This is a genomic window from Providencia sp. PROV223, assembly GCF_028479245.1.
In the GTDB taxonomy this organism is placed as follows: domain Bacteria; phylum Pseudomonadota; class Gammaproteobacteria; order Enterobacterales; family Enterobacteriaceae; genus Providencia; species Providencia rettgeri.
In genome coordinates this window covers 1-24,692 of record NZ_JAMPNG010000026.1, presented here as the reverse complement: position 1 = coordinate 24,692, position 24,692 = coordinate 1, and the positions used below count along the sequence as shown (strand labels likewise).

22 protein-coding genes are annotated in these 24,692 nt (G+C 39.5%); 10 read left to right on the top strand and 12 right to left on the bottom strand.

The window, feature by feature from the left end; translation table 11 throughout:
• Window positions 1-14 precede the first annotated feature (14 nt).
• Both PR767_RS19735 and PR767_RS19730 read left to right on the top strand, forming a co-directional pair.
• Window positions 15-965, top strand: coding sequence for an electron transfer flavoprotein subunit alpha/FixB family protein (locus PR767_RS19735; protein WP_004908175.1), 951 nt, complete (start codon window positions 15-17; stop codon window positions 963-965).
• 11 nt (window positions 966-976) lie between these two features.
• Window positions 977-2,659 carry an electron transfer flavoprotein-ubiquinone oxidoreductase gene (locus PR767_RS19730; protein ID WP_272520842.1) on the top strand — a complete coding sequence of 561 codons (1,683 nt, stop codon included), beginning with the start codon at window positions 977-979 and terminating at the stop codon, window positions 2,657-2,659.
• Between the two features lie 89 nt (window positions 2,660-2,748).
• Here PR767_RS19730 and PR767_RS19725 read toward each other — a convergent pair whose 3' ends face one another.
• Window positions 2,749-3,462 carry a UTRA domain-containing protein gene (locus tag PR767_RS19725; RefSeq protein ID WP_004908180.1) on the bottom strand — a complete coding sequence of 238 codons (714 nt, stop codon included), beginning with the start codon at window positions 3,460-3,462 and terminating at the stop codon, window positions 2,749-2,751.
• A 276-nt stretch (window positions 3,463-3,738) separates the two neighbouring features.
• Between PR767_RS19725 and PR767_RS19720 the strand changes: the two genes are divergently transcribed.
• The 7 genes from PR767_RS19720 to PR767_RS19690 all read left to right on the top strand — a co-directional run bounded on the left by PR767_RS19720 (window position 3,739) and on the right by PR767_RS19690 (window position 11,582).
• Entirely contained in the window at window positions 3,739-4,992 is a 1,254-nt protein-coding gene (locus tag PR767_RS19720) for a hypothetical protein (RefSeq protein ID WP_164529171.1), read from the top strand.
• Window positions 4,989-6,116, top strand: coding sequence for a hypothetical protein (locus PR767_RS19715; protein WP_272520841.1), 1,128 nt, complete (start codon window positions 4,989-4,991; stop codon window positions 6,114-6,116). The genes PR767_RS19720 and PR767_RS19715 overlap by 4 nt, the downstream gene beginning before the upstream one ends.
• Window positions 6,117-6,648: 532 nt before the next feature.
• On the top strand, window positions 6,649-7,323 hold the full coding sequence (locus PR767_RS19710; RefSeq protein ID WP_110731665.1) for a CsgG/HfaB family protein: 675 nt from the start codon (window positions 6,649-6,651) through the stop codon (window positions 7,321-7,323).
• Window positions 7,324-7,332: 9 nt separating this feature from the next.
• Window positions 7,333-7,686, top strand: coding sequence for a DUF4810 domain-containing protein (locus PR767_RS19705; protein WP_004908184.1), 354 nt, complete (start codon window positions 7,333-7,335; stop codon window positions 7,684-7,686).
• Window positions 7,683-8,339 carry a DUF799 domain-containing protein gene (locus PR767_RS19700; protein ID WP_004908185.1) on the top strand — a complete coding sequence of 219 codons (657 nt, stop codon included), beginning with the start codon at window positions 7,683-7,685 and terminating at the stop codon, window positions 8,337-8,339. Before PR767_RS19705 ends, PR767_RS19700 begins: the two co-directional genes overlap by 4 nt.
• A gap of 528 nt (window positions 8,340-8,867) precedes the next feature.
• Complete coding sequence (locus PR767_RS19695; RefSeq protein ID WP_004908186.1) at window positions 8,868-10,271, top strand: tryptophanase; 1,404 nt, start codon at window positions 8,868-8,870, stop codon at window positions 10,269-10,271.
• A gap of 63 nt (window positions 10,272-10,334) precedes the next feature.
• Window positions 10,335-11,582: an aromatic amino acid transporter gene (locus tag PR767_RS19690; RefSeq protein WP_004908187.1), complete on the top strand. Its 1,248-nt coding sequence runs from the start codon at window positions 10,335-10,337 to the stop codon at window positions 11,580-11,582.
• A gap of 91 nt (window positions 11,583-11,673) precedes the next feature.
• On the opposite strand, the gene PR767_RS19685 is transcribed toward PR767_RS19690, so the two are convergent.
• Window positions 11,674-12,651, bottom strand: coding sequence for an energy transducer TonB (locus PR767_RS19685; RefSeq protein ID WP_164529168.1), 978 nt, complete (start codon window positions 12,649-12,651; stop codon window positions 11,674-11,676).
• A 20-nt stretch (window positions 12,652-12,671) separates the two neighbouring features.
• Window positions 12,672-14,807: a TonB-dependent receptor gene (locus tag PR767_RS19680; protein ID WP_227024202.1), complete on the bottom strand. Its 2,136-nt coding sequence runs from the start codon at window positions 14,805-14,807 to the stop codon at window positions 12,672-12,674.
• Between the two features lie 474 nt (window positions 14,808-15,281).
• On the opposite strand from PR767_RS19680, the gene PR767_RS19675 reads away from it, so the two are divergent.
• Window positions 15,282-16,832, top strand: a complete 1,551-nt coding sequence (locus tag PR767_RS19675; protein WP_109911670.1) for a methyl-accepting chemotaxis protein — start codon at window positions 15,282-15,284, stop codon at window positions 16,830-16,832.
• A gap of 64 nt (window positions 16,833-16,896) precedes the next feature.
• On the opposite strand, the gene fis is transcribed toward PR767_RS19675, so the two are convergent.
• The 9 genes from fis to PR767_RS19630 all read right to left on the bottom strand — a co-directional run.
• Window positions 16,897-17,193: a DNA-binding transcriptional regulator Fis gene (gene fis / locus PR767_RS19670; RefSeq protein WP_004258438.1), complete on the bottom strand. Its 297-nt coding sequence runs from the start codon at window positions 17,191-17,193 to the stop codon at window positions 16,897-16,899.
• A 7-nt stretch (window positions 17,194-17,200) separates the two neighbouring features.
• Window positions 17,201-18,184: a tRNA dihydrouridine synthase DusB gene (gene dusB, locus PR767_RS19665; RefSeq protein WP_004908195.1), complete on the bottom strand. Its 984-nt coding sequence runs from the start codon at window positions 18,182-18,184 to the stop codon at window positions 17,201-17,203.
• A 317-nt stretch (window positions 18,185-18,501) separates the two neighbouring features.
• Window positions 18,502-19,386, bottom strand: a complete 885-nt coding sequence (prmA, locus tag PR767_RS19660; RefSeq protein ID WP_272520848.1) for a 50S ribosomal protein L11 methyltransferase — start codon at window positions 19,384-19,386, stop codon at window positions 18,502-18,504.
• A 198-nt stretch (window positions 19,387-19,584) separates the two neighbouring features.
• Window positions 19,585-21,045, bottom strand: coding sequence for a sodium/pantothenate symporter (gene panF, locus PR767_RS19655; RefSeq protein WP_004908200.1), 1,461 nt, complete (start codon window positions 21,043-21,045; stop codon window positions 19,585-19,587).
• Window positions 21,035-21,277: a DUF997 family protein gene (locus PR767_RS19650; protein WP_004908202.1), complete on the bottom strand. Its 243-nt coding sequence runs from the start codon at window positions 21,275-21,277 to the stop codon at window positions 21,035-21,037. The genes panF and PR767_RS19650 overlap by 11 nt, the downstream gene beginning before the upstream one ends.
• A gap of 176 nt (window positions 21,278-21,453) precedes the next feature.
• Entirely contained in the window at window positions 21,454-22,800 is a 1,347-nt protein-coding gene (gene accC / locus PR767_RS19645; protein WP_004908205.1) for an acetyl-CoA carboxylase biotin carboxylase subunit, read from the bottom strand.
• Window positions 22,801-22,812: 12 nt separating this feature from the next.
• Window positions 22,813-23,283: an acetyl-CoA carboxylase biotin carboxyl carrier protein gene (gene accB, locus PR767_RS19640; RefSeq protein WP_004908206.1), complete on the bottom strand. Its 471-nt coding sequence runs from the start codon at window positions 23,281-23,283 to the stop codon at window positions 22,813-22,815.
• An 18-nt stretch (window positions 23,284-23,301) separates the two neighbouring features.
• Window positions 23,302-23,766: a type II 3-dehydroquinate dehydratase gene (gene aroQ, locus PR767_RS19635; RefSeq protein ID WP_004908209.1), complete on the bottom strand. Its 465-nt coding sequence runs from the start codon at window positions 23,764-23,766 to the stop codon at window positions 23,302-23,304.
• A gap of 232 nt (window positions 23,767-23,998) precedes the next feature.
• On the bottom strand, window positions 23,999-24,692 hold a 694-nt coding region (locus PR767_RS19630; protein ID WP_272520840.1), incomplete at its 5' end, for an acrylyl-CoA reductase family protein.

The window sequence follows — 24,692 nt, the reverse complement described above, 5'->3', positions numbered from 1 at the left end:
CGAGGAAAATATCCATGAGCCAAATATCTGTATTAGTGGTTGTCGAGCATGATAATCAAACAATAAAAAACTCTACTTATCATAGTATTAATGCTGCAAAACAGCTTCTTACCGCAGGTGATCATTTGCACTTATTAATTGCAGGAGATGAGACGGAATTGGTCGCTCAGCTAGCTGCGAGTATACAAGGCGTGAGTAAAGTTCTAGAAATACAATCAGATAACTTGAAAAACCAACTCGCAGAACCGATGGCTCACGCCGTGGTTAATATTGCAAAGGAATATACCCATTTACTGTTTCCTGCGACGACATTTGGGAAAAATATAGCCCCACGGGTTGCTGCAACGTTAGGGGTAGCACAAATTTCAGACATTACTCAAGTTATTGATTCTCAAACCTTCATTAGACCTATTTATGCAGGAAATGCGTTAGCAACAGTACAAAATAATGGCCAACAAGTCGTGATTACGGTGCGTAGTTCGGCATTTTCAGGGGGATATGAAACACAAAATAATGCTGAAATTGAAACCATTTCCCTTGCCGATATTCCCTTGCGCAGTCAGTTAAAAAGCCAATCTCTAACCCAAGTTAGCCGTGCGGAATTGAGCTCTGCAAAAGTGGTTATTTCAGGAGGGAGAGGTTTGAGCTCTGGTGAAAATTTTGCACTATTGGAAACAATAGCTGACAAATTGGGCGCTGCGGTTGGTGCCTCACGTGCTGCGGTCGATGCAGGTTTTGTTCCGAATGACTATCAAGTCGGACAAACAGGAAAAATTGTCGCGCCAGAATTATATATTGCAGTAGGAATTTCGGGTGCTATTCAGCATGTTGCAGGCATGAAAGAAAGTAAAGTAATCGTTGCGATTAATAGTGATCCTGAGGCGCCGATTTTCCAAGTTGCGGATTACGGCATTGTTGGCGATCTGTTTGAGATCTTACCGGAATTTGACAAAGCATTAGCGTAAGAGGTGGACGAATGGCTATCGACAAGATTGATAAGATAAACGAGGCTCCCGAGCGGGAATCGATGGAGTTCGATGTCCTGATTGTCGGTGGTGGACCCGCAGGGTTATCTGCAGCAATACGATTAAAACAGCTAGCCGCAGAGAAAGGAACAGATATCTCGGTTTGTTTAATTGATAAAGGCGCACAGATAGGTGCTCATGTTTTATCTGGTGCAGTGATTGATCCACGGGCTCTCGATGAATTGCTGCCAGGCTGGCAGCAAAAAGTTTCAGGCCCCTTAACACCTGTAAACCATGACCGTTTTTTATGGTTGAAAGAAAAAAAAGCAAGTCATTTCCCCCTATCTTTATTACCAAACTGTTTGAAAAATGATGGTAATTTCATTGGCAGCTTAGGGCAGGTAAGTGCGGCTCTTGCTGTTGAAGCTGAAAGATTAGGGGTTGATGTTTTTGCTGGTTTTGCTGCAACTGAAGTGCTATTTGATGAGACAAACCAAGTAATTGGCATCACCACCGGAGATATGGGGCTTGATAAATCAGGTAACCCAACGGCGATGTATCAACCGGGTATGAATTTACTTGCGAAAATGACCTTTTTTGCGGAAGGGTGCCGAGGTCAACTCGGTAAACAATTAATCAACCATTTTAATTTAGCCGCAGAGAGTGGCAAACAAACCTATGGTTTGGGAATTAAGGAAATCTGGCAAATTCCAAAAGAGCAACACCAAGCAGGGTTAGTTGTCCATTCTGTTGGTTGGCCACTAGATAACCACACCTATGGCGGTGGTTTTGCTTATCACTATGGAGATAACTTAGTCGCAGTGGGTTTGGTCGTCGGGCTAAATTATGAAAACCCTTATTTATCGCCATTTGATGAGTTTCAACGCTTAAAAACTCATCCTGCTTTTAGTGATTTTTTATCGGGTGGAGAACGGATCAGTTATGGTGCTAGAACGATGGTGGCGGGGGGATTAGCCGCATTACCTGAATTAAGCTTTCCTGGTGGGGTGCTAATTGGCGATGATGCTGGTTTTTTAAATGCGGCTCGTATTAAAGGCACCCATTGTGCTGTTAAAAGTGGCGCACTAGCGGCAGAAGCGTGCTTTAGTGCTACCCAGAATGGAATGGTTGATTATTTACAGTTTAAAAAGCAGTTCCGCCAACTATTTGAAGAGAGCTGGTTATATCAAGAGCTTTACCAAACACGGAATTTTAAGCCTTATATGAAAAAAGGGTTAGTAGTTGGTTCAATGCTATTTGGTGCAGAACAACTGTTATTAAAAGGGCGTAGCCCGTGGACGTTGAAATTAAAACAATCGGACCACGAAGGAATAAAAGAAGCGAAAGGTTTTACACCGATAAACTACCCAAAACCCGATGGTAAATTAATTTTTGATAAGCCTTCTTCCGTGTTTTTATCGAATACCAACCATGAAGAGGAACAACCCTGTCATTTAAAACTGGCTGATACTAATGTCCCTATCCAAATTAATTTAATGAAATATGCCGCACCTGAGACGCGTTATTGCCCCGCTGGAGTCTATGAAATTATAGGGGATAAAAGTGAAGAAAAACTGCAAATTAATGCACAGAACTGCCTGCATTGTAAGGCTTGTGACATAAAAGATCCGTTACAAAATATCACCTGGACTGCTCCCCAAGGAGGGGAAGGGCCTATTTATCAAGGAATGTAAAACGAATTTATTGTGATGTAGATGTGCTTGATATTTTTTGTTTTATCAGTCGCTTTGGGGCAATTTTGCCCCATTTTTTTATTTCTGCATTAATTCTCAATTCGCGAATGTAATTTTAATTTGTAGCGCGAACCAGCGGTGATCATTTTAACATAGCTAATTAGGGTACTACCCGTCCAAGTGCGTCGACTAAGTTGTAAGCAAGGTGAGCTTTCTTTAATTGATAATGATTGAGCGATGGACTTTGTGGCTAATGCGGCTTCAATGGTATGTTCCATTTCACTGACAGGAAAATGGCGTTGCAAATAACCGCTAGGTGTTTCTGTATCGCCATATTTTTGCTTCACAAAGTCAGGCACAATGGCGTGGTTAACATAACGTTCTTCTAACATTAAAGGAATATCGTTTTCAAAATGAAGAACTTTACAGTAGCCCACATCACTTCCTTCGCTAATTCCGAGCTGTAGCGCGATTTCTGCTGATGCGGAAATAGTTTTAAGTTGTAATTGGTGACCGCTATATTTGTTACCGCTCGTTGAGATCTCATCAAAAATATCAAATGCTTTTGTAACCGGAAGCTCATGTTTTTGGGTGGCAACAAATGTGCCTTTCCCTGCAATACGATTTAGGATCCCTTTTTGGCTTAACTCTGAAATGGCTTTATTCACCGTCATACGGCTTACATTAAATTGAGCGCATAGCTCTAATTCTGTCGGTATTTGAGTTTCAGGCTTAAAAATACCTAAATCAATACTGCGTAAAATGTAAGACTGAATTTGCTTATATGCAGGTTGTGATGTCATCGCTATTATTCAAAATTATTGTTAAAGGAAGGAGTGGTAAAATTGCTTTATTGCCACATTTCACTCACAAACTTTGTATTGAATGCAAGTTTATCAGTAATTGCCGGCTTTGCTAGTAGGAGACACCTATTTCTAATGATTAACCTGAGTTAAATAACAGTTTAGGGTGCTCGTCATTGTCTGAATTATTTTATTATAAGGTAAGTTTTACTAGGGCTATATACCTTTATTTATTATCATAATGTTAAATTTACTTAGCGAAATAGGCATTTACTCATGCGAGTTCAATATTTCCATGTCAGTCTTACTCAATGTGATTATCAAAATGTCAGTCCAATGGGGATGGTAAGATTGATTGCCTCTGAAAAAGTATTTTTCTTTAATCAGGATGATTTTTCAAATAGCCAAATTTTTTTAGAGCGCATACAGCAAGGTGACTCTTTGGTTATTTGTGCAGAAGAGATGAATGATGGAAGCTATTGGGTTGAATGGGTTTACCATGCAGAGCATGGCCGGCTTGAGCCTGATAGAACCGTTAGCTTCAATCGTTCATTAGGAAAACAATACTTAATTTCGTTAGCCTTAATGGCCCTGATACCTGCGGTGTATTACTGTTTTACTGAGGCAGACGACAGTTTCTTGATGATCATATTAGTGGCCATTTTGGGTTGTGCTGCTTTCTCTGGGATCGTTCTTTTTGGCTTAGCACTCGCACAAACAAAGCATATTTTAAGTCCAAAACGAAAGTTAATTTTGAAAGCGCTAGATTCACTTATTGCTGGGAAATATAAACTGTTTGAAGAAACTTCATATATTGAAATCGACGGTATCAAAAATCCTAAATCTAAGCCTGTAAAGTTACATAAAGCCGCTGAAATTAATGTTGATAAAACATCACTATCAGTTACAAAAGGCAAGGTAAATATCACTGCAAATTACAACCTTACGATCGCTGCAGGAGATACTCTCCAAACACTCAATAAAGTTAATTTACAGATTAATAAAAAACACATGGGAGTTTTAGTCTCAGCAAATGAGCCTCTTTTTAATAATCATAAACTATTTATTGCGCAGGGGGATGAACTTGAGGTTTTACATAAAAACATTCAGGAAAATTCAAAGGAACAAGTGGTTTTTGGCATTCTCAATCATCAAGACGGACTAGCATATAGTCTGATTGGTAAAGGTGCTCCACAAGAAAGAGGGTTCTATATTGGTTTATGGGGTTTTATTTTTTGTATTCTAGCGCTTTTCATTCTAGTTGCTGGTTGGGCATCTATTAGTGAAACCTTTGAAAAAGGCGGCTATTGGGATTATTGGGACTGGATGAATATTATTGATACTGGTGTCATGTTTATCAGTTTCTCAGGAACTATTTTACTCGGAATAAGCTTCCTTATTGCTTTATGTGTGGCGATTTATTTTAAAGTGTCAAAACGCGGTAATGCCTATTATCAATCTCAATATTTTTTAAAACAACTTCGTCGGCAGCACGGTAAAACAGATTATGTGACGGAGGTGCGTTCATGAACCCATTTCTCAGTAAACGATTCCTTATTTTAACGTTTATTTTTTCATTCAGTTTATTGTTAACTCTTTTTATTTTTATTCGTGGTGGCACGGAAGATTGGCAATGGCAAAACCATAATGAAAATAGTGTAGCAATAGGTAGCTATGATTTCGCAACGACATTTCCATCTGAAAAGGGGATGCTAATAATAGCTCAAAAAAGCAGCCGTTCTAGCTATTATTATTCTTATAGTCCTTATGAAACGTTGAGTGAATATGATTACCAGATATTGTTTGCAGATAATCAAGGTGTCCATTTTATTACGTATGGTGACCAAAGCTTCTATAATGCTGTTTGTGAAAGAAATGAGTGCTTAATCATGCTAAGGGATGGCTACCGTACTATTAATTTAACCAACTTTTCGGTAAGTGAATTAATTCCTTGGGGAGATAAGCCCAGTACTCTATTTTCGACATTAATTATGGGTAAAATTTATCAATCTAAAGGTTCTCCTTTTTATGTGGTTGCGGATAATGAAAATATCTTTATTAGCACAGATAAAGGAATTACATGGGAACATTTTATGAATGTTCGTGATTTAGCTAAATCATTATTCCCTGAGGAAATTGCGGGTAATTCAAATTTCTCCTACGCGACTTATCGAGATAAAATCGTAATGTGGTACAGCTATGGTAATCAAATGGGATCGCTAGAAGTTATTATGGATATCCCCACTAAACAGGTTATTAGTAGTAAATGGCTACCTGTCAGAATTAATGAATCAGCACAAAATCGTCATGGCGATATTTTTGTGGTTGCTCAGGAGCCTTCACGCCGTTTATTTTCTTTGATGCAATTCCAGACTAATGGTGATTTTGACGTTATTGCAGAAAGCGGTTATAACCATTTGAACAGCTTAAAAGTTGGTAATCAGGGGGTAATTGTTTCGAATTCAGTTAGAGGTTCACAACAATACTTAATGATGGATATTGCAACGAAAGAGATCCGTTATCGCCCTGAATATCCTTTGTATAACAAAATATATAATATGACGGACCAATCCTTGATTGAAATAGAAAGTAGTTATTCTAATGAAAGTAACCTGACTAAGGGAACGCCTATTACTTATCAATCTTTGCATTGATATGCGATTGTGATTTAGCGTGTTCTCATTCAAGAAGGATAGGGGAAACTCTATCCTTTTTTATATTGGTTACTTAAAAGGTTGATTTAATGCGGAGATGGGGATAGCTTGCGGTAAAAATTTTCGAGTTAAGATGAGTAAGAGGGCCTTTCAATGGTAGATTGAAAAATAGATAAAAATTAATCAATTCTAATTAATTATATGGAAATATTACCTTTAATCAGAAAAAAACAAATAAAATAAAAGAAATATAGATAATAATATATATTATTATCTATAGAGGGTGATATTCGATATCATCACTAAAGATTACTAATTAAATTATTTTTTTAAATTTATCCATGTTTAATCAAACGGTTGATTTTATTTTAGTAAACCTTAGTGACTTTATGAATATTATCGTAATTGAAAATTAAGCTAAACATAAGGTAAAAAATAGGTAGTATTGACTAGATCCTATTCTTCATTTAATGCAAAATAACAGTGCAAAAATTAATTCTAATTCTAATTTTATTTTAATTGAGATAGCTAAATGAATATATCCAAAATCAGTATTGCATCTATTTTTATTGCAAGTGCATTATTAAGTGGTTGCGCTAAAGAATCTTCTCGCTCTTTAGCTGTAGAAAAAGTTGCGACATATAATACTCAATATTCAGGTCCAAAAAGCCCAATATCAATAGGGAAATTCGATAATCGTTCTAGTTATATGAATGGTATTTTCTCTGATGGTGTAGATCGTTTAGGTAATCAATCTAAAACCATTTTGATGACACATTTACAGCAAACAGGTCGTTTTAATGTATTAGACCGTGCAAATATGCAAGAGCTTAAAGAAGAAGCTGGCATTAATGGTCAGTCTCAACAGTTAAAAGGTGCAACTTATGTGATTACTGGTGATGTTACTGAATTTGGGCGAAAAGAAGTTGGGGATCGCCAGTTATTCGGTATTTTAGGTCGTGGTAAATCACAAGTAGCATATGCCAAAGTCAATTTAAACGTTGTTAATGTTCAAACATCTGAAGTGGTATTTTCTTCACAAGGTGCTGGTGAATATGAATTATCAAATAGGGAAGTGATTGGTTTTGGTGGTACCGCTAGTTATGACTCAACATTGAATGGAAAAGTATTAGATTTAGCCATTAGGGAAGCTGTAAATAACTTAGTTTCGGGGATTGAAAGCGGTGCATGGCAGCCAGCTAAATAAGGAAATACGATGAAAATTAAATTATTGGCTGTTATGGCCGGTGCGATTTTATTAAATGGCTGTGCCAATGAACCAAAACCATTATATAACTGGGATGGTTATCAAACAACGGTTTACCAATATTATCAACAAACAGAAACTAGCCCCCAAGAACAAATTCAAGCTTTGAAAAAGAATTTGGAAATGAGCAAAGCAAAAGGTTTGGCAACTCCGCCAGGGTTACATGCACATTTAGGGTTATTGTATTCAACAACCGGAGCGGTTGATCTTGCAATGCAAGAATTCACTGCAGAAAAAGCATTGTATCCAGAATCTGCGGCTTACATGGATTTTCTCATGAAAAATAAAGGAAAAGTAAAATGAAACATTTACTTATAGTCTGCGGATTGGTGATGACATGGTTATTAACGGGATGTGCTCAGCCAACTAAAGTTGATTACACGGCATTTAATCAAAGTAAACCAAAAAGTATTCTGGTGCTATTACCACAAAATAGTTCACCAGAGATACAGGCAAGTCATGGTTTATTATCACAAGCGACCTTTCCTTTAGCTGAGGCGGGTTATTATGTGTTCCCTGTTGCTGTTGTTGAGGAAACTTTTAAGCAAAACGGGATGACAAATGCGGGTGATATTCAGGCTGTTCCTCCAGCAAAATTACGTGAAATTTTTGGTAATGATGCGGTACTTTATTTGAATATCACTGAATACGGAACAAGTTATCAGGTTATTTCCAGTGATACTCGCGTTACAGCGGATGCAAAATTGGTTGATGCTAGAACAGGGGCGTTACTATGGAGTGGCTCCGCAACTGCATCGAGTGCTGAAAATAATTCCTCGTCAAATGGTATTATTGGGGCGTTAGTGTCTGCTGTTGTTAACCAAATCGTAGATACAATGACAGATAAAAGCTATGCAATTGCAGGTATAACAAGTGTTAGGTTATTATCTGCTGGTAAGCCTAATGGTATCTTATATGGGCCTAGATCACCTAAATACGGTAAAGATGCTCAGTAATTATTAATTATTTGAATAATGGGTAAAATAGGATAAAACTATTTTACCCATTTTATTTAAGTTATCTTTTATTTAAGTTAAATTAATGTATTTAATTATGTTGTTATATTAAGTATATGTATTTTTTATTAATGTAGTTAAACTAAATTTAATAAAATTAAACTCTTATTTAGTAAATAAATTAAGACTGTGACTTGAGTCAAGTTGTTCCAGCCTCTCTTACTAATAATGTGATAGAGGTACAATATTATGACAATAGCGATTACTTTAGTAATACAACTGTTATATATATAATAGTTGTCGGTTGTACTAATTCCTCGTTGATAGGAGTCATAGTATGTTCTTGTTAAACGAATCTCTTATTTCAAGGTATTTCTTCTATATGAAGAAATGGTTCAATATTGATATCTCTTTAGCCTTCTTTTTCCCAAATAAATAACCTTTCTATTTTCCTTTCTTAAAGTTTTTTTAACTTATTTCACTATGGGTTAAATCTCTATTATTTAATGAAAAATTAAAGGTATTATCATGGCTAAAAGAATCGTAGAACCATTCCGTATTAAAATGGTAGAAAATATCCGTATTCCATCAAGAGAAGAACGCGAAGCGGCGTTAAAAGAAGCAGGATATAACCCATTTTTACTACCAAGCAGTGCGGTTTATATTGATTTATTAACTGACTCAGGTACTAATGCGATGAGTGACCACCAGTGGGCAGCAATGATTACTGGTGATGAAGCGTACGCAGGATCTCGTAACTATTATGATTTAAAAGATAAAGTGAAAGAGATGTTTGACTATGATTATGTCATTCCTGCTCACCAAGGTCGCGGTGCTGAAAATATGTTATTCCCTGTTTTATTGAAAGTAAAACAGGAACAAGGCGGTGCTAAAAAACCGGTATTTATTTCTAATTTCCACTTTGATACAACAGCAGCACACGTTGAATTAAACGGTTGTAAGGCAATTAATATTGTTACCGAAAAAGCCTATGACTCGGATACTTATGATGATTGGAAAGGCAATTTTGATATCCAAAAATTAAAAGATAATATTGCTGAGCATGGTGCAGAAAACGTTGTTGCAATTGTATCTACTGTAACTTGTAATAGTGCGGGCGGTCAGCCAGTATCAATGGCGAATTTGAAAGAAGTTTATGAGATTGCTAAACAACATAATATCTTTGTTGTCATGGACTCGGCTCGTTTTTGTGAAAATGCGTATTTTATTAAAGAGCGTGATCCTAAATATAAAAATTCGACAATTAAAGAAATTATTCTTGATATGTACAAGTATGCTGATGCATTAACGATGTCAGCGAAAAAAGACCCACTATTAAATATCGGCGGGTTGGTTTGTATTAAAAATGACGAAAAAATCTTCACACTGGCAAGACAACGCTGTGTTCCAATGGAGGGGTTCGTGACCTATGGTGGCTTAGCGGGTCGTGATATGGCCGCAATGGTGCAGGGTCTTGAAGAAGGGGCTGGTGAAGAATATCTGCATTATCGTATAGGGCAAGTTAAATACTTAGGCGACCGCTTACGCGAAGGTGGTATTTCAATTCAATATCCTACAGGCGGGCACGCAGTATTCGTCGACTGTAAAAAACTGGTTCCACATATTCCAGGTGACCAATTCCCTGCGCAAGCTGTTATAAACGCACTTTATTTGGAGTCTGGTGTTCGTGCGGTTGAAATTGGTTCATTCTTATTAGGCCGTGATCCTGAAACGGGCAAACAAAAACATGCAGACATGGAATTTATGCGATTAACTATTGCGAGACGCGTATATACCAATGACCATATGGATTACATTGCAGATGCTCTCATTGGGTTAAAAGATAAATTCGCAACTCTGAAAGGTCTTGATTTCGAATATGAACCACCAGTATTAAGGCACTTTACTGCAAGATTAAAACCAATTAAATAATAGGTCGTTCTTATGGTTCCCGTGCAATGCGGGAGCCTCATCCTTATTCTTAAGGTAAACACCATGAATAATTCGGCAGCCAAAAAAGAACCCTCCATAATGGTAGGGGGTTTTGTGCTAGGCGGTGCCATGATAGGGGCGGGTATGTTTAGTTTGCCCACTATTATGGCTGGAGCTTGGTTTATTAACTCTGTAGTTATCTTGTTAGTTGTTTGCTTTTTTATGTTTCATTCAGGGATTTATATTTTAGAATGTATATCGAAATATGGATCAGGAACGAATTACTTTTTCATATCTAAAGAATTATTACCAAAATGGGCATGCTATATAGCTAATATGGCATTAATATTTGTACTCTACATATTAATATATGCCTATATATCAGCCGCAGGTTCAGTGATTAAAGAAGCCGCCGCCATTTATGGATACAACATCAACTTAAGGTTAATATTTATTATCTTTACATTAATATTAGGTGCGAGTATTTGGTGGAGTGGTGTTGGAGCAAGCCGTTTAACATCATTATTTTTATTTATTAAAATAGTTTTATTTATTTTGGCTTTCTCTGGGTTATTTTTTATTGTAAAAACAGATTTGTTATTAACTTCACCGGTTGAGGGCGGACAAACAGCATTGCTACCTTTTGTCTTTATTATTATCCCCTATGCAATTACTTCTTTTGGTTATCATGGGAATGTTTGTAGTCTATATAAGCTTTATCATGAGAATGAAAGAAAGGTTGTTAAGAGTTGTGTTATCGGTTGTGTATTAGCACTGGTTCTCTATTTTCTTTGGATCATGGGGACAATGGGAAATCTACCACGGGCAGAGTTTTTAACAATTATTAATAAAGGCGGTAATTTAGACGCATTTATTGAATCATTATATGCAGTGCTAAATAGCAAAAATATTGCGACATTCTTACTGTGGTTTTCTATTAGTGCTGTATTCTGTTCATTCTTAGGTGTCGCAATTGGGTTATTTGATTACATTCTTGCTTCGCTAAATTTTAAAGATAACCCATCAGGTAGAATGAAATCTGCATTATTATGTTTCTTGCCTCCTCTTATTCTTTGCATGTTATTCCCAAATGGTTTTTTGATCGCAATAGCTTATGCAGGTATGGCGGCATGTATATGGGCGATTATTTGCCCTGCAGTTATGGCATTAAAGGTAAGAGAGCGTTTTCCTGAATCTAAATTTAAAGTGTGGGGCGGAAAGGGGTTAATCTATGCCGTAATCGCTTTTGGTGTCTTTGGTATTATTTGCCAATTGTTAGCGCAGTTTAATTTGTTACCGATATACCGTTAATTTTTCAAAATACAAGCTGTAAAATAACTGTAAAGGTACAGTGAGGGTTCGCTGTACCTTTTTTCTGTCCAACAATATGGCTGACTGTAAGCTAGTATTGAAATATGACCGTTTTTTTAAAGTACATTTTAATATTTTGTCCTTGATAAATAATGGGTTTAAAGGTCATTTTTTTAATCGCTTTCACCGCTTCTTCTTTAAAACCTAAATCAGGGATCTTGTTGTTTAATATTTCAACGGATTCAACTTGGCCATCTAATCCAACTAATAACCGAATTTGTATTTTAACCACTTTTGTATAGCCTAAGGAGCGAGCCTCTTTTGGATACTTAGGGGTCGCATCCTGTAAAATTGTATAGGAAATACCACTCGAACCGAGTGCGGTATAACTTCCATCACCATTAGCAGCGAATTGGTTATTACCCGATAATATATTATTCCCTTTACCACCTTGACTACTTTCTGAAGTTGATGAGGTGGTGGAAGAATGATTTTTAGCCGCTGAATTGGATGGTGTTTCTTTAGCTGTTTCTAGTGAGTCTTGCTGTGTTTCATGGCTTATTTTATTGGCAATAAGCTGATTTTCTGTGTTATTTCGAGTGTCATTGTTCAGTAATTTACTTTGTTTTTCTTGTTTTTTTCCTTGTACGGGCTGACTGATCTCCGGTTTTATATTTACTTTGGTTTTCTGTGTGAGCAAAGGTGATTCAATTGTATTATCAACGGGGACATTAACAGGAGTTAATGAATTTTTAAGTTGGGTTTTTGAGGGTATTTTACTTTCATTAGGTTGAGACTTGCTAAGCTGCTTCAATTGCGAAGCAGCTTCAGCCTTCGAGGAGGATTCTGATATAACTTCTTGTAATTGCGCTTGTCTCTTACTACTCTGTTCTCCTGAGCCCCCAGCGGAGCCCATTGGTCCCCCTAGAGATAGTGTTATCGTTTCCTCACCTTCGACCATAGGTACCGCCCTACCTGCTTGTAGGGCGATAAACATAATGGCAATGATATGGATAACGAGTGACAGTGCTAAAGCAAGTTTATAACGAAAAAACGGGTTTATAGTCACTGAAACATTTCCTGTTTAAATCAATAGGTGGCTTTGATACCTGCAAAGAATGAGCGCTCATTTCCAGGAATCAATGAGCCGTAGCCTGCAGTAACATAGTCGTAGTAAGTTTTATTCATTAAGTTAGTGACCCCACCATATAATTCAATGTGTTCAATCGGTGTGTAACGAACACTCAGGTCAATGAGCTCACGTGATTTAACAACGCCATCTTCTTCTTTATTGGCATCAGAAAGGAAGTTATTGTACGAACCATAATAGGTGTACTGAATATCTCCTGATAAATCCTCAGTAAAGTCGTATTTTACTTTTAGTTTAACGGAGTGCTCTGGCACTTTAGTTAAACCACTTTTCGTGTAATCAATGGTGTTTTTGCCGTTTTCTTCCAAGAATTGGCGGCCATGGTTGTTATAATCAGAACGTCCTCTGAGCCATGAATATGATTCTTGGAAGGTGAAATCACCGAGCGTTTGCTGGAAGTCAACATCGGCTCCCCAGCGGCGAGTTTTCAACAAATTCATTGTCTTCGCATCATTGACGCTAGTGAGATAAATGCGATTTAACTGATTATTTGTATTGGATGTCCAGAACGTGACATTGACAGTACTAAACGCTAATTTGTCTCTTAAGCCGACCTCAAATAAGTCATATTTCTCATCTTCTGCCTTAGTCGGCGTGTAAATTTTTTCACCATTAACGACCGATTGGTCACTGATTTGCAAGCCATCGGGAAGGGTGTAGCCTCGTTCATATCGCCCATAAACTCGACCTGTATCGCGATAAAGGTAAGCGAGAGAAAGTTCTGCAGCGGTATTCCAACGGTCTGAAGTACCAGATCCATTTACCGTACCGCTTTTATCAAATGACCATTCAGCCAATTCACGTCTTAGCCCTTGAGTAAAAACAAATTGATCTGATTTCAGGCTGTTAAGGACATAAATTGCCTTTGTGGTTTTATCATAATCGAAATTATGAGGAACCCCATAATATCGGCCTTTACTGTCCTTTTTATAGCTTCCAATATAATGAATAGAAGCCTTTTGTTTGGAATAATCTATGCCCAAAAGTAGGTTACTATCATCAAGATAGCCGATATCTAATTTGATTTTTGTTCCGTGGCTTTTTTGATTAACTTTTTGTTCCCAGTTGGCATTATTAGTATAAAAACCATCAGTGTAGAAAACATCAGTAGCAAAATTGAGTTTATCCGTAAATGCATTTTGGTAACTTAAATTATAGCTATCGACCTCGCGGTCACCAGTCAAATAACCGCTGATTGTTTTTTTAATTAACTTACCATTTTCATCAATACCGACAGTGACGGTTTTGTCTGGTGGAACGTAGTCTTTACCATACTTTTTGATATTACGTGATGTGAGCGTTTTTACGTATTGGGAACTTTCAGTGAGATGGCTTCCTCGCAACATCAGGCTTTGATCTGAAGTGAGATCCCATCTTCCACCTAATGAATAATATTCTGAATTACGGTAGGTATCTTTATAGTAAAGGTCACGATTTAGTTTACTGGCTGTGCCTAAAATTGAAAATTTATCATTAACCCGCACTCCCAAATTAGCATTTAAACGGTATCCTTCTGAGTTCCATTCAGATAAAACACTTGTTTTGGGATTAGCCATACTTCTCAGGTTAGACGTGATATTAATGACTCCACCTGCAGTCCCTGAGCCGTAAATAACGCTTCCACCACCGGGAATGATTTCAATACGCTCAAGTTGTTCAACGGGAATAATATCGTAGTTAGTGGTGTAAGGGTGATTTGCTAATGTGGTAATTGGAGCCCCATCAAGTAATACTTGTAGGTTACGTTGTGAGGTTTCAGCCCCTTGTCCTCGCAAGTCTATATTACCTTGCCCAGAGGTATCGACACTAATACCAGGAACGGATTTAAGCACATCAGAGATTGTGCGATTTCCTTTACCTTGAATATCTTCTTTTGAAATAACAATAATTTGCTTGGTATCTCGTAAACGTTCTATTTCAACGTAGTCAGGCCTTGCATAACTATCTTGTAGCTCAATTGCATCGGTAGCATCTTGAAGCTGCGATGATTTAAGCTCTTTATTGGCTGCATGAGTTGTAAAAGAAAGTGTTGATAAAATAATGAAACAAATAAAATCTGGCTTAAATTTAACCATATTGTTTCCAACGGAGGAAATGTTTTTCATTGGAGTCGGTTTGCCTTTTTGTAATGATAATGCAAATGATAATCAATCTTATTATATTATTATTAATTTCAAGATCAATTAATTTAAACCAATTTATTCTATGTCTAATTATTTGATTTAAGTGGAAATAAATTGTTGACTTAGGGGGTATATGTTACTGAGGGGATGGTAGCTTTTACGTCAGGATAGACATGAAAATAGTATTCGAGATGGTTCATTTACTCAGGTTGGATTCTTGTATTTAGCGATCTACTTCAAATTACTCACATTAATCTCAAATTTTTAATTTTCTCTGATTCCCAAAATCAAATAGTAACCCCCTTGAAATATAAGTATTTTTACCTATTTAGGATAAAGAACAACCAAATCTAGCGGTTAAAATATTTTCCTATAACGCCGATAAAGTTAAATATTGTCAGATTATCCCACCAAAAGAGAAATTCTATGCAGAAACTTCGAAATTACTCAATTCGCACTGTGGTCTTCGTATTGTTAAGTATTTTGTGTCTGATCTTGGGGGGAACGAATGTATATAGTGGTTGGTCACTATCACGCATTGCTGATGGAAACGATATTGATAGGCAATTAGTACAACAAATGACGGTGATCAGTCAGGGAAATGACCAATATTTCCGTTTTGTTACACGGTTAACCCGGGTAATGGAAAGTAAAAGTGAAGGAAAAACAGTGGACTATGGCCCCGTCAAAGAGGCAATGTCCAATATGGAAAAATATTTAGAGCAGATGAAATTGATTTCCCCAGGGCCAATGACTCCTGAAATTGCAGAGCAGGTAATTAGCAGCTGGCAAGCACTACTTGATGATGGTGTAAAGCCTCAATTAGCCCTTAGTATGGAAAGTGATACCAATAAATATTTGTCCCACGCCCATAATATCACTCCCGCATTGAGCCGAGCGTTTGGTTCTTCAATTCAAAAATTCAACCAGACAGCAGAAGAGTTGATTAGCCAAGCTCGAAATCATGTTGATAACGTGATGGATATTACGCGAATGGTTATGATCATCACTGCAATATTAGGGATCTTTATGCTCATTTTTACGGATCGCTATATGGCAGAAATGATGCAAAAACCACTAGGTTTACTGAGACAGCATTTTATTGATATCGCAAAAGGTGATTTAAGCCATCCTGTACAGTCATTCGGAAATAGCTGTGTAGGAAAATTATTTCCAATACTTGAAGGGATGAGAAAAGATTTAAGTGAATCGGTCAATACAATCCGACAAGGAAGTGACAATATTTATTTGGGGGCAAGTGAAATTTCAAACGGTAATAGCGACCTTTCATCTCGAACCGAAGAGCAGGCCGCCGCGTTAGAAGAGACGGCAGCGAGTATGGAGGAAATTACAGCAGCAGTTCAACTGAATATGGAAAACACACTTCAAGCTAATCAACTAGTCGGTGAAGCGTTCGTGGTCGCGAATAAAGGGAATAGCATTGTTGATTCAGTTGTCGTTACTATGAGTGAAATATCCCAAAGTTCACAAAAAATCGCAGATATCATCAACATGATTAACGATATCAGTTTCCAAACTAATATCTTAGCGCTCAATGCTTCTATCGAAGCGGCTCGTGCAGGTGTGCATGGGCGCGGTTTCATGGTGGTCGCTGCAGAGGTGCGTAAGTTAGCGAGCCACAGTGCAGAAGCAGCGATGGAAATTGAACGGTTAATTGCAGACTCAGGAACTTGTGTACAAAAAGGAACTGGTTTAGTGAACGAGATGGGCAAAACGATGGAGCATATTTTACAAGGAATCAATGAGGTGACAGCAATTATGGAGCAAATCACCGTAGCTTCAGAAGAGCAGAGCAAAGGGATCGCCCAAGTTGGGGTCGCTATTACACAGATGGACGGTGTTACACAGCAAAATGCCTCTTTAGTTGAGCAAGTGGCTACAGCAGCCAACTCATTAGCACAGCAAACTCAAGACCTACAACAAGCGGTTCAGAAGTTTAATCTATCTGCGGCTTGATAATAAAAAGCCCTCACTGGATTACAGTGAGGGCTCACAAAAATACTGCATTAACCGACTAGGATTAGTTCATGCCGTATTTTTTCAGTTTCTTACGCAGAGTGCCGCGGTTGATACCCATCATCAGGGCTGCACGGGTCTGGTTTCCACGGGTATATTGCATAACCATGTCCAACAAAGGCTGTTCTACTTCAGCCAATACCAGCTCATATAAATCATTAACATCTTGATTATTTAATTGAGCAAAATAGTTCTTCAGTGCTTGCTTGACTGAGTCACGTAACGGTTTTTGAGTTACTTGATCTTGTGAATTTACAGTAGCAACGGTTAGTACGTCAGAATTTACGCGTTGTTCGAACATAGTTCTGTCAGCTCTTATCTTTATTTACGCAAAAATTTTCAAAAAATGCCTCCAACACCTCCAGCTGTTCGCTGGCATCCTCAATGGTGTTGAATGAGCGCCGAAACTGGTCATCAGGTGCATGTTCTTTCAAGTACCAAGAAACATGTTTGCGCGCAATACGGGCTCCTTTGCCTTGACCATAAAAGTCGTGCAATTCCTGTACATGCGCTAGCATAATACGTTGTACCTCTGCCATAGGCATCGGTGGCAATATTTCACCTGTGTCCAGATAATGCTGGATTTCCCGGAAGATCCAGGGTCTTCCCTGAGCCGCTCTGCCTACCATCAAGGCATCCGCCCCTGTGTAGTCTAAAACAGCTCTGGCTTTTAGCGGGTCAGTAATGTCGCCATTGGCAATAACCGGAATGGTAACAGTCTGCTTAACTGCCCGAATATTGTCATATTCAGCTTCCCCATTAAACAGACAGGCTCTAGTTCTGCCATGAATAGTGAGAGCTTGAATGCCGCAATCTTCGGCCAATTTGGCAATCTCTATGCAGTTTCGCTCTTCAGGTGACCAGCCTGTGCGGATCTTAAGGGTAACTGGCACATCCACTGCTTTGACGACACCTTCAAGAATCGATTTCACGATTTCTGGGTAGCGTAGCAGTGCCGAGCCTGCAAGCTTACGATTCACTTTTTTAGCTGGACAGCCCATGTTGATATCGATGATTTGAGCGCCACTCTCAACGTTGATTTGAGCCGCAGCAGCCATTTCATCGGGATCATTGCCAGCTATTTGCACTGAACGAACCCCAAGTTCATCGCGATGAACCATTCTGAGTCTAGATTTGTCGGTCTTCCAAACTTGAGGATTAGAAGAAAGCATCTCTGATACTGTCATCCCAGCACCCATGTCATAACAGAGTGACCTAAACGGTTTATCTGTAATGCCTGCCATGGGGGCAGCAATAAGGCAGTTTCTCAACTGATATTGTCCGATTCGCATAACTAAATGGGGGCCATACTGTGACTGCAAGGGCGCGTATATTACGCATTTTTTACGAGATATGAAAGGACAAACTTTGAGCAAACGGTTATTTATCACTAATTTTTTTATCTTGCAGCTTTGCAATTATAAAATTAGTTATATTTAACAAATAGTTAAGTTGGTTCCATAACGATTTATTAAAATAACTGTTGTGCTGTTCAAATCTCGTGCAGAACAGATTATCGCCAGCTATTGAGCAATATTTGAGCTATAAGATAATCTATTCTGGCGTTGTTTTCAAAGAAATTATTCTCTGATTTTAATAAAAAAAATCACTAAAAATGCTTGACACCCGTAATCCGGCACCATTCTTCTTTTTCAGCGACAGGGTCAATTTCAAAAGTTGAACGGTATGCATCCGCAACACTTTCAGCTTGACTGGCGAGTACACCAGAAAGACCTAATAACCCACCCGGTCGTGGTAGTACACTAATCATAGGGGCAAGTTCGCGTAATGGGCCAGCAAGGATGTTAGCAACCACGACATCGGCTTGTAAGTCATTAGGTTGGTCTTTCGGTAAGTATAGGGATAAACGCTCTGAAACACCGTTACGTTGCGCATTATCGCGGCTTGCAGTGATAGCTTGAGGGTCGATGTCGATCCCAATCGCATGAGCGGCACCTAATTTTAATGCAGCGATCGCTAAAATTCCGGATCCACAACCAAAGTCGATCACGGTTTTACCTTCGAGATCAAGACCGTCTAACCATTGAAGACACAATGAGGTGGTTGGATGTGTTCCAGTACCAAAGGCGAGACCAGGATCTAACATCACATTAACCGCTGTTGGGTCGGGTACATCACGCCAGCTTGGGCAGATCCATAAACGTTCTCCAAAGCGCATTGGATGAAAATTATCCATCCACTCTCTTTCCCAATCTTTGTCATCTAATTGTTCGATTTTATGGATAAAACCCGTGCCCAGTAGAGGACTATTTTCTAGTTGAGCGACGACAAGTTTCATGTCGGTTTCTGCATCGTAGAGCCCGATAACATCGGTATCACCCCAAAGACGTGTTTCCCCTGGAAGTGGCTCAAACACGGGTGTGTCATGGCTATCTTGAAAAGTGACGGATACCGCCCCTGTTTCGATTAACTCATCGCCAAGGTTTTCAGCATCTTTTGCGGTTGAGTTTAGTCTTATTTGTATCCAAGGCATTGTTTTTTCTCTTCTAAAATGCTCGTCATTCTTCACGCCATAGCGTTGTTGGCTGCGCTCACTAACCCTAGTCACATACTGGTGTATGCTCCTAGGGATTAGCTCGTTTGCCGCCTATCTATGACGCGAATTATCTAGAGCATTGCATTTGTTCATTTACATTAGGTAACGCCAAATTCACCTATCAGTAGATAGGAATCAGTGAGTGCTAGTTACCTGTTCGTTTGCTGGTGATTGTACTGGATTTTTGCCAAAAAGATTACCGACAAAAAAGGCAATAAGACTAAAAATCAGTGATGGGACGATAGCGTGAAAGCCCATGATTTCAATTTTAAAACTTGCCAATATGGCATAACTGACGCCACCGACGACCATACCACTGATTGCACCTGTTCCATTGGCTTTTTCCCAATAGAGCCCGAGGACTAATGGCCACAAGAAAACGGCTTCTAAACCACCAAAAGCCAGTAAGTTCAGCCAGATAATCATTTGAGGCGGGTTCCATGCAGCAACTAAAAGCAACGCACCTAAGACCAAAGTGGAAAGGCTAGAGATCCGCGCAAGACGCTTTTCATTTTTGATTTGCTTTGGCACAGTGTTCAGATAGATATCTTTTACGATGGTCGCTGAGGATTGCAGCAGTTGTGCGTTGATCGTCGACATAATCGCAGCCATTGGTGCCGCTAGGAAGATCCCCGCAGCGAAAGGTGGCAGAACTTGTACCATCAAGGTCGGGATCACTTGGTCTGGGATCGTGAGGTCAGGTAAAATTGCGCGACCGAGAGCGCCCGCAAAGTGCATACCAAACATCAGCACTGCCATGACGATAGTTCCCAAAATAATGCCGCGGTGAACCGCTTTACTGTCTTTATATGAAATACAACGTACTGCGGTGTGAGGTAAACCAATCACCCCAAAACAGACCAAAACCCAAAATGACGCTAAAAATGGCCCGCTTAAAATGTCATCTGCACCTTCAGGCGATACCAATTTCGGGTCTATGCTATGCATTTTTTCTATTGCAGAGGGTAGACCACCGGCATGGTAAATAATCGCCACTAGTAGGATCACCGTGCCTAATAGCATCACTAGCCCTTGCAGTGCGTCATTTAATACGCTAGCTCTAAACCCACCAATTGCGGTGTAGAGTGCGATGGAAACCCCAAAAATTATTAACCCGTAAGTATATGGAATACCTGCTGCTGTTTCTAATAAGCGCGCACCACCAATAAATTGCACTGTCATGGCACCAAAAAAGGCAATGAGCAGGCTAACACTGGCAAACCACACTAAAAATCGGCTTTGGTAGCGTGCATACAGCATATCGTTGAGCGTAACGGCATTATAGCGACGCGCCAAAATAGCAAATTTTTTACCAAGTACGCCGAGGGAAAGCCAAATAGCAGGCAGTTGGATCATCGCCAATAGCACCCAACCTAGGCCATATTTATAGGCAGCTCCCGGCCCACCAATAAAAGAACTCGCACTAATATAGGTAGCGGTAATGGTCATCGCAAGGACAAAGCCGCCCATTGAACGATTACCTAAAAAGTATTCATTTAAAAACTCGCCTTTTGTTCGTTTTTTATATGCATAAATGGATAGCAAAAAGACGAGAGCTAGGTAGCCGACGAGAGGCAGGAGAACTTCAATCTGCATCATTCTCCTCCAGAGAGATGTCTTTAAAAATCAGTTTAACCATCATAATGCAGAGCAAAATAAAAATGATGGGTAAGATGAGACAAGACCATTCAAACCACAGTGGTAGCCCTGTAACTCCAAGTGTATTGTCCGGCAGGTAGGCACTAATAACCCAGCCGACTAGATAGGCGATAGTCAAATAAAATGACCAGCGTGCTTCTTTATTTGATTGAAGAAAACGTTTATCCACCCGTTATTCCCCTTCATTCCCATAAAAAAATAATCAGCAATTGTACGATAATCCGTGGGCTGAGTGTGAAAAATAGCAGAAGAAAAGTGCAATAAAGCGTATTTAGCATAAAAAAATACCGTAACGCAGCGCGTTACGGTATCGATTAACGATGAGTTAAACAGGTTATCGCTGACTTATTCAGCAATACCCAGTTTTTTCTCTAAATAGTGGATGTTAGTTCCGCCTTTTTGGAAATTTTCATCGCTCATAATCATTTGGTGCAGTTCAATATTGGTTTTAATACCATCGACGATAAGTTCGTTTAACGCATTTTTCATACGAGAAATAGCGATTTCACGAGTTTCACCATAAGTAATTAATTTACCAATCATTGAGTCATAATACGGAGGTACAGTGTAGCCTGCGTAAATATGAGATTCCCAACGTACGCCAAAACCACCAGGAGAGTGGAAACGGGTGATTTTGCCCGGGCTTGGGATGAAGGTATTCGGGTCTTCTGCGTTGATACGGCATTCCACAGCATGGCCGTGAACCACAATATCTTCCTGCTTAACTGATAATGGTAACCCAGATGCAACACGCAGCTGCTCTTTAATCAAGTCTACACCAGTGATCATTTCAGTGACTGGGTGCTCAACTTGAATACGGGTATTCATTTCGATGAAGTAGAACTCACCGTTTTCAAATAAGAATTCGAAAGTACCTGCACCGCGATAACCGATTTCAATACACGCATTGGCACAGCGCTCACCGATATTGCGGCGAATTTCAGGTGTAATACCTGGAGCTGGTGCTTCTTCAACCACTTTTTGGTGGCGACGCTGCATTGAACAGTCACGCTCAGCCAAGTAAACCGCATGGCCTTGGCCATCAGCCATGACTTGAATTTCAATATGACGTGGGTTTTCAAGGAATTTTTCCATGTAAACCATATCATTATTAAAAGCGGATTTCGCTTCAGCACGCGTTAGGTTGATAGAAGATTCTAAATCTTTCTCATTACGTACCACACGCATACCACGACCACCACCACCACCAGATGCTTTGATGATGACAGGGTAGCCGATACGTTTCGCGATGGCTTTATTTTTTTCAGTGTCGTTCCCTAATGGGCCATCAGAACCCGGAACGCAAGGTACACCGGCTTTTTTCATCGCGTTAATGGCAGAAACTTTATCACCCATTAGGCGGATGGTTTCAGCTTTTGGACCGATAAAAACAAAACCTGAGTTTTCAACTTGTTCTGCGAAATCTGCATTTTCAGCCAAGAAACCATATCCTGGGTGAATTGCTTGCGCACCTGAAATTTCCGCTGCTGAGATAATCGCAGGGATATTTAAGTAACTTTTCGCTGATGCTGCTGGGCCGATACAAATTGTTTCATCAGCCAGTAACACGTGTTTTAGATCGCTATCTGCCGTAGAGTGAACCGCTACTGTTTTGATGCCAAGTTCTTTACAGGCACGCAAAATACGTAATGCGATTTCTCCACGGTTAGCAATAACAATTTTTTCCAGCATGGAAACGCCTCGTTATTCGATGACAACTAATGGCTCGTCAAATTCTACTGCATCACCGTTTTGCAACAGAATGGCTTTAACAACGCCTGCTTTATCTGCTTCGATTTGGTTCATCATTTTCATCGCTTCAACGATGCAAAGTGGATCACCAACGCTGACCGTTTGACCAACTTCGACAAATGGCTTCGCTTCTGGGCTTGGTGCGCGGTAGAAAGTACCGACCATTGGTGAGCGAACTTGGTGACCTGCAACTGCGGCTGGTGCAGCTGGCGCTACCATTGCTTCAGATGGTGCAACTGCATTAGCCAGAGCAGGTTGTTGTGCAACCGGTGCTGAGTAATACTGTTGAGGTGCAGCCATAACCTGAGCAGCAGGTGAAACGCGGCTGATACGTACTGACTCTTCCCCTTCAGAAATTTCCAGTTCAGAAATGCCAGACTCTTCGACCAGCTCGATCAGCTTTTTAATTTTACGAATATCCATGGATATGATTCCGTACTCTTATATTTGGATTGAATTAATTAGGCGCAGACGGTTAACCGCTGCCTGTAAAGCAAAACTATAACCATCAGCACCTAGACCACAAATTACACCGATAGCTTTATCGGAGAAATAAGAATGTTGGCGAAATGATTCCCTAGCATGCACATTAGACAGGTGGATCTCGATAAACGGGATACTCACCGCGAGTAATGCATCACGTAGTGCAACACTGGTATGTGTGAATGCAGCCGGATTGATGAGGATAAAATCAACATCATGACGTGCAGCATGAATTTTATCGATGAGTTCAAATTCTGCGTTTGACTGAAAATGACTCAGTTTTACTCCTAGCGGGTTTGCCTCTGCCTCGAGCTTGGATACGATATCAGCAAGAGTTTGGTTGCCGTATTTATCAGGTTCCCGTGTACCTAGCAGGTTCAGGTTTGGCCCATTCAAGAGTAAAATGTGAATATCTTCTGCCATTATGCTGCTAACTCCGACGATATTATCAATAGCCCGACAACATAACGCGATGCTAAGCGTTTGTCATCTTTTATCATAAAAATAAATGGATTTTCTACTGACAAAGTCCGTCATTATAATTATTTCGTGACATATAGCAGCAAAATACTGGTCTTATCAGAGAAATTACCCGAATTTATTTTTGAAAATGTGCGGTAATCCCTATTTAGGCGGGAGTACCGCAATAAATGCGTTACTCCGCTAGTAGGTTAACTAGCGTACGCCCAGTGACTTCATTTTTTAAGAGTTTTTTTGCATATTCGACACAATCTTCTAATTTAATCTCATTGCTGACTTGCTCATAGAAAGCCGCGGGGAGAGTATCTGCAAGGCGCTGCCATACTTTAGCGCGACTTGCAGCAGGGTAGTAAACAGAATCCACACCTTGAAGGCGAACATTACGTAAAATGAATGGCATGACGCTAGTTGGTAAGTCGAAGCCACCGGCTAAACCGCAGGCAGCAACAGTACCATTATAGTGCGTTTGTGCAAGAAGATTGGCGAGTAATTCACCGCCTACAGTATCAATCGCCCCTGCCCATAGCTGTTTGTCTAATGGCTTAGCAGGGTGAGTGAAATCACTGCGAGGTAATACTCTCTTGGCACCTAAACTTTGCAGGTAACTGCTGTTTTCTTCTCGACCTGAAATCGCGACAACCTCATAACCCAGTAGAGACAGTAATTGCACGGCAGTACTACCAACACCACCGCTAGCGCCACTCACGATGACTTCGCCTTTATCTGGCGTCACACCCGCTTCTTCTAAAGCGTTTACGCAAAGCATAGCGGTAAAGCCAGCAGTGCCAATAACCATCGCTTGCTTTAAAGATAAATTCTCTGGAAGAGGCGTTAAATATTTAGCCGGAACCCTTGCTTGAGACGCTAAA

Bases quoted from the DNA above. Each gene is read 5' to 3' on its own strand.
- PR767_RS19675 (WP_109911670.1), top strand. From the start codon at position 15,282: ATGCAGAAACTTCGAAATTACTCAATTCGCACTGTGGTCTTCGTATTG.
- PR767_RS19695 (WP_004908186.1), top strand. From the start codon at position 8,868: ATGGCTAAAAGAATCGTAGAACCATTCCGTATTAAAATGGTAGAAAAT.
- accC (WP_004908205.1), bottom strand. From the start codon at position 22,800: ATGCTGGAAAAAATTGTTATTGCTAACCGTGGAGAAATCGCATTACGT.
- panF (WP_004908200.1), bottom strand. From the start codon at position 21,045: ATGCAGATTGAAGTTCTCCTGCCTCTCGTCGGCTACCTAGCTCTCGTC.
- aroQ (WP_004908209.1), bottom strand. From the start codon at position 23,766: ATGGCAGAAGATATTCACATTTTACTCTTGAATGGGCCAAACCTGAAC.
- PR767_RS19705 (WP_004908184.1), top strand. From the start codon at position 7,333: ATGAAAATTAAATTATTGGCTGTTATGGCCGGTGCGATTTTATTAAAT.
- PR767_RS19735 (WP_004908175.1), top strand. From the start codon at position 15: ATGAGCCAAATATCTGTATTAGTGGTTGTCGAGCATGATAATCAAACA.
- accB (WP_004908206.1), bottom strand. From the start codon at position 23,283: ATGGATATTCGTAAAATTAAAAAGCTGATCGAGCTGGTCGAAGAGTCT.
- PR767_RS19680 (WP_227024202.1), bottom strand. From the start codon at position 14,807: ATGGTTAAATTTAAGCCAGATTTTATTTGTTTCATTATTTTATCAACA.
- PR767_RS19715 (WP_272520841.1), top strand. From the start codon at position 4,989: ATGAACCCATTTCTCAGTAAACGATTCCTTATTTTAACGTTTATTTTT.
- prmA (WP_272520848.1), bottom strand. From the start codon at position 19,386: ATGCCTTGGATACAAATAAGACTAAACTCAACCGCAAAAGATGCTGAA.
- PR767_RS19725 (WP_004908180.1), bottom strand. From the start codon at position 3,462: ATGACATCACAACCTGCATATAAGCAAATTCAGTCTTACATTTTACGC.
- PR767_RS19720 (WP_164529171.1), top strand. From the start codon at position 3,739: ATGCGAGTTCAATATTTCCATGTCAGTCTTACTCAATGTGATTATCAA.
- dusB (WP_004908195.1), bottom strand. From the start codon at position 18,184: ATGCGAATCGGACAATATCAGTTGAGAAACTGCCTTATTGCTGCCCCC.
- fis (WP_004258438.1), bottom strand. From the start codon at position 17,193: ATGTTCGAACAACGCGTAAATTCTGACGTACTAACCGTTGCTACTGTA.
- PR767_RS19730 (WP_272520842.1), top strand. From the start codon at position 977: ATGGCTATCGACAAGATTGATAAGATAAACGAGGCTCCCGAGCGGGAA.
- PR767_RS19700 (WP_004908185.1), top strand. From the start codon at position 7,683: ATGAAACATTTACTTATAGTCTGCGGATTGGTGATGACATGGTTATTA.
- PR767_RS19710 (WP_110731665.1), top strand. From the start codon at position 6,649: ATGAATATATCCAAAATCAGTATTGCATCTATTTTTATTGCAAGTGCA.
- PR767_RS19690 (WP_004908187.1), top strand. From the start codon at position 10,335: ATGAATAATTCGGCAGCCAAAAAAGAACCCTCCATAATGGTAGGGGGT.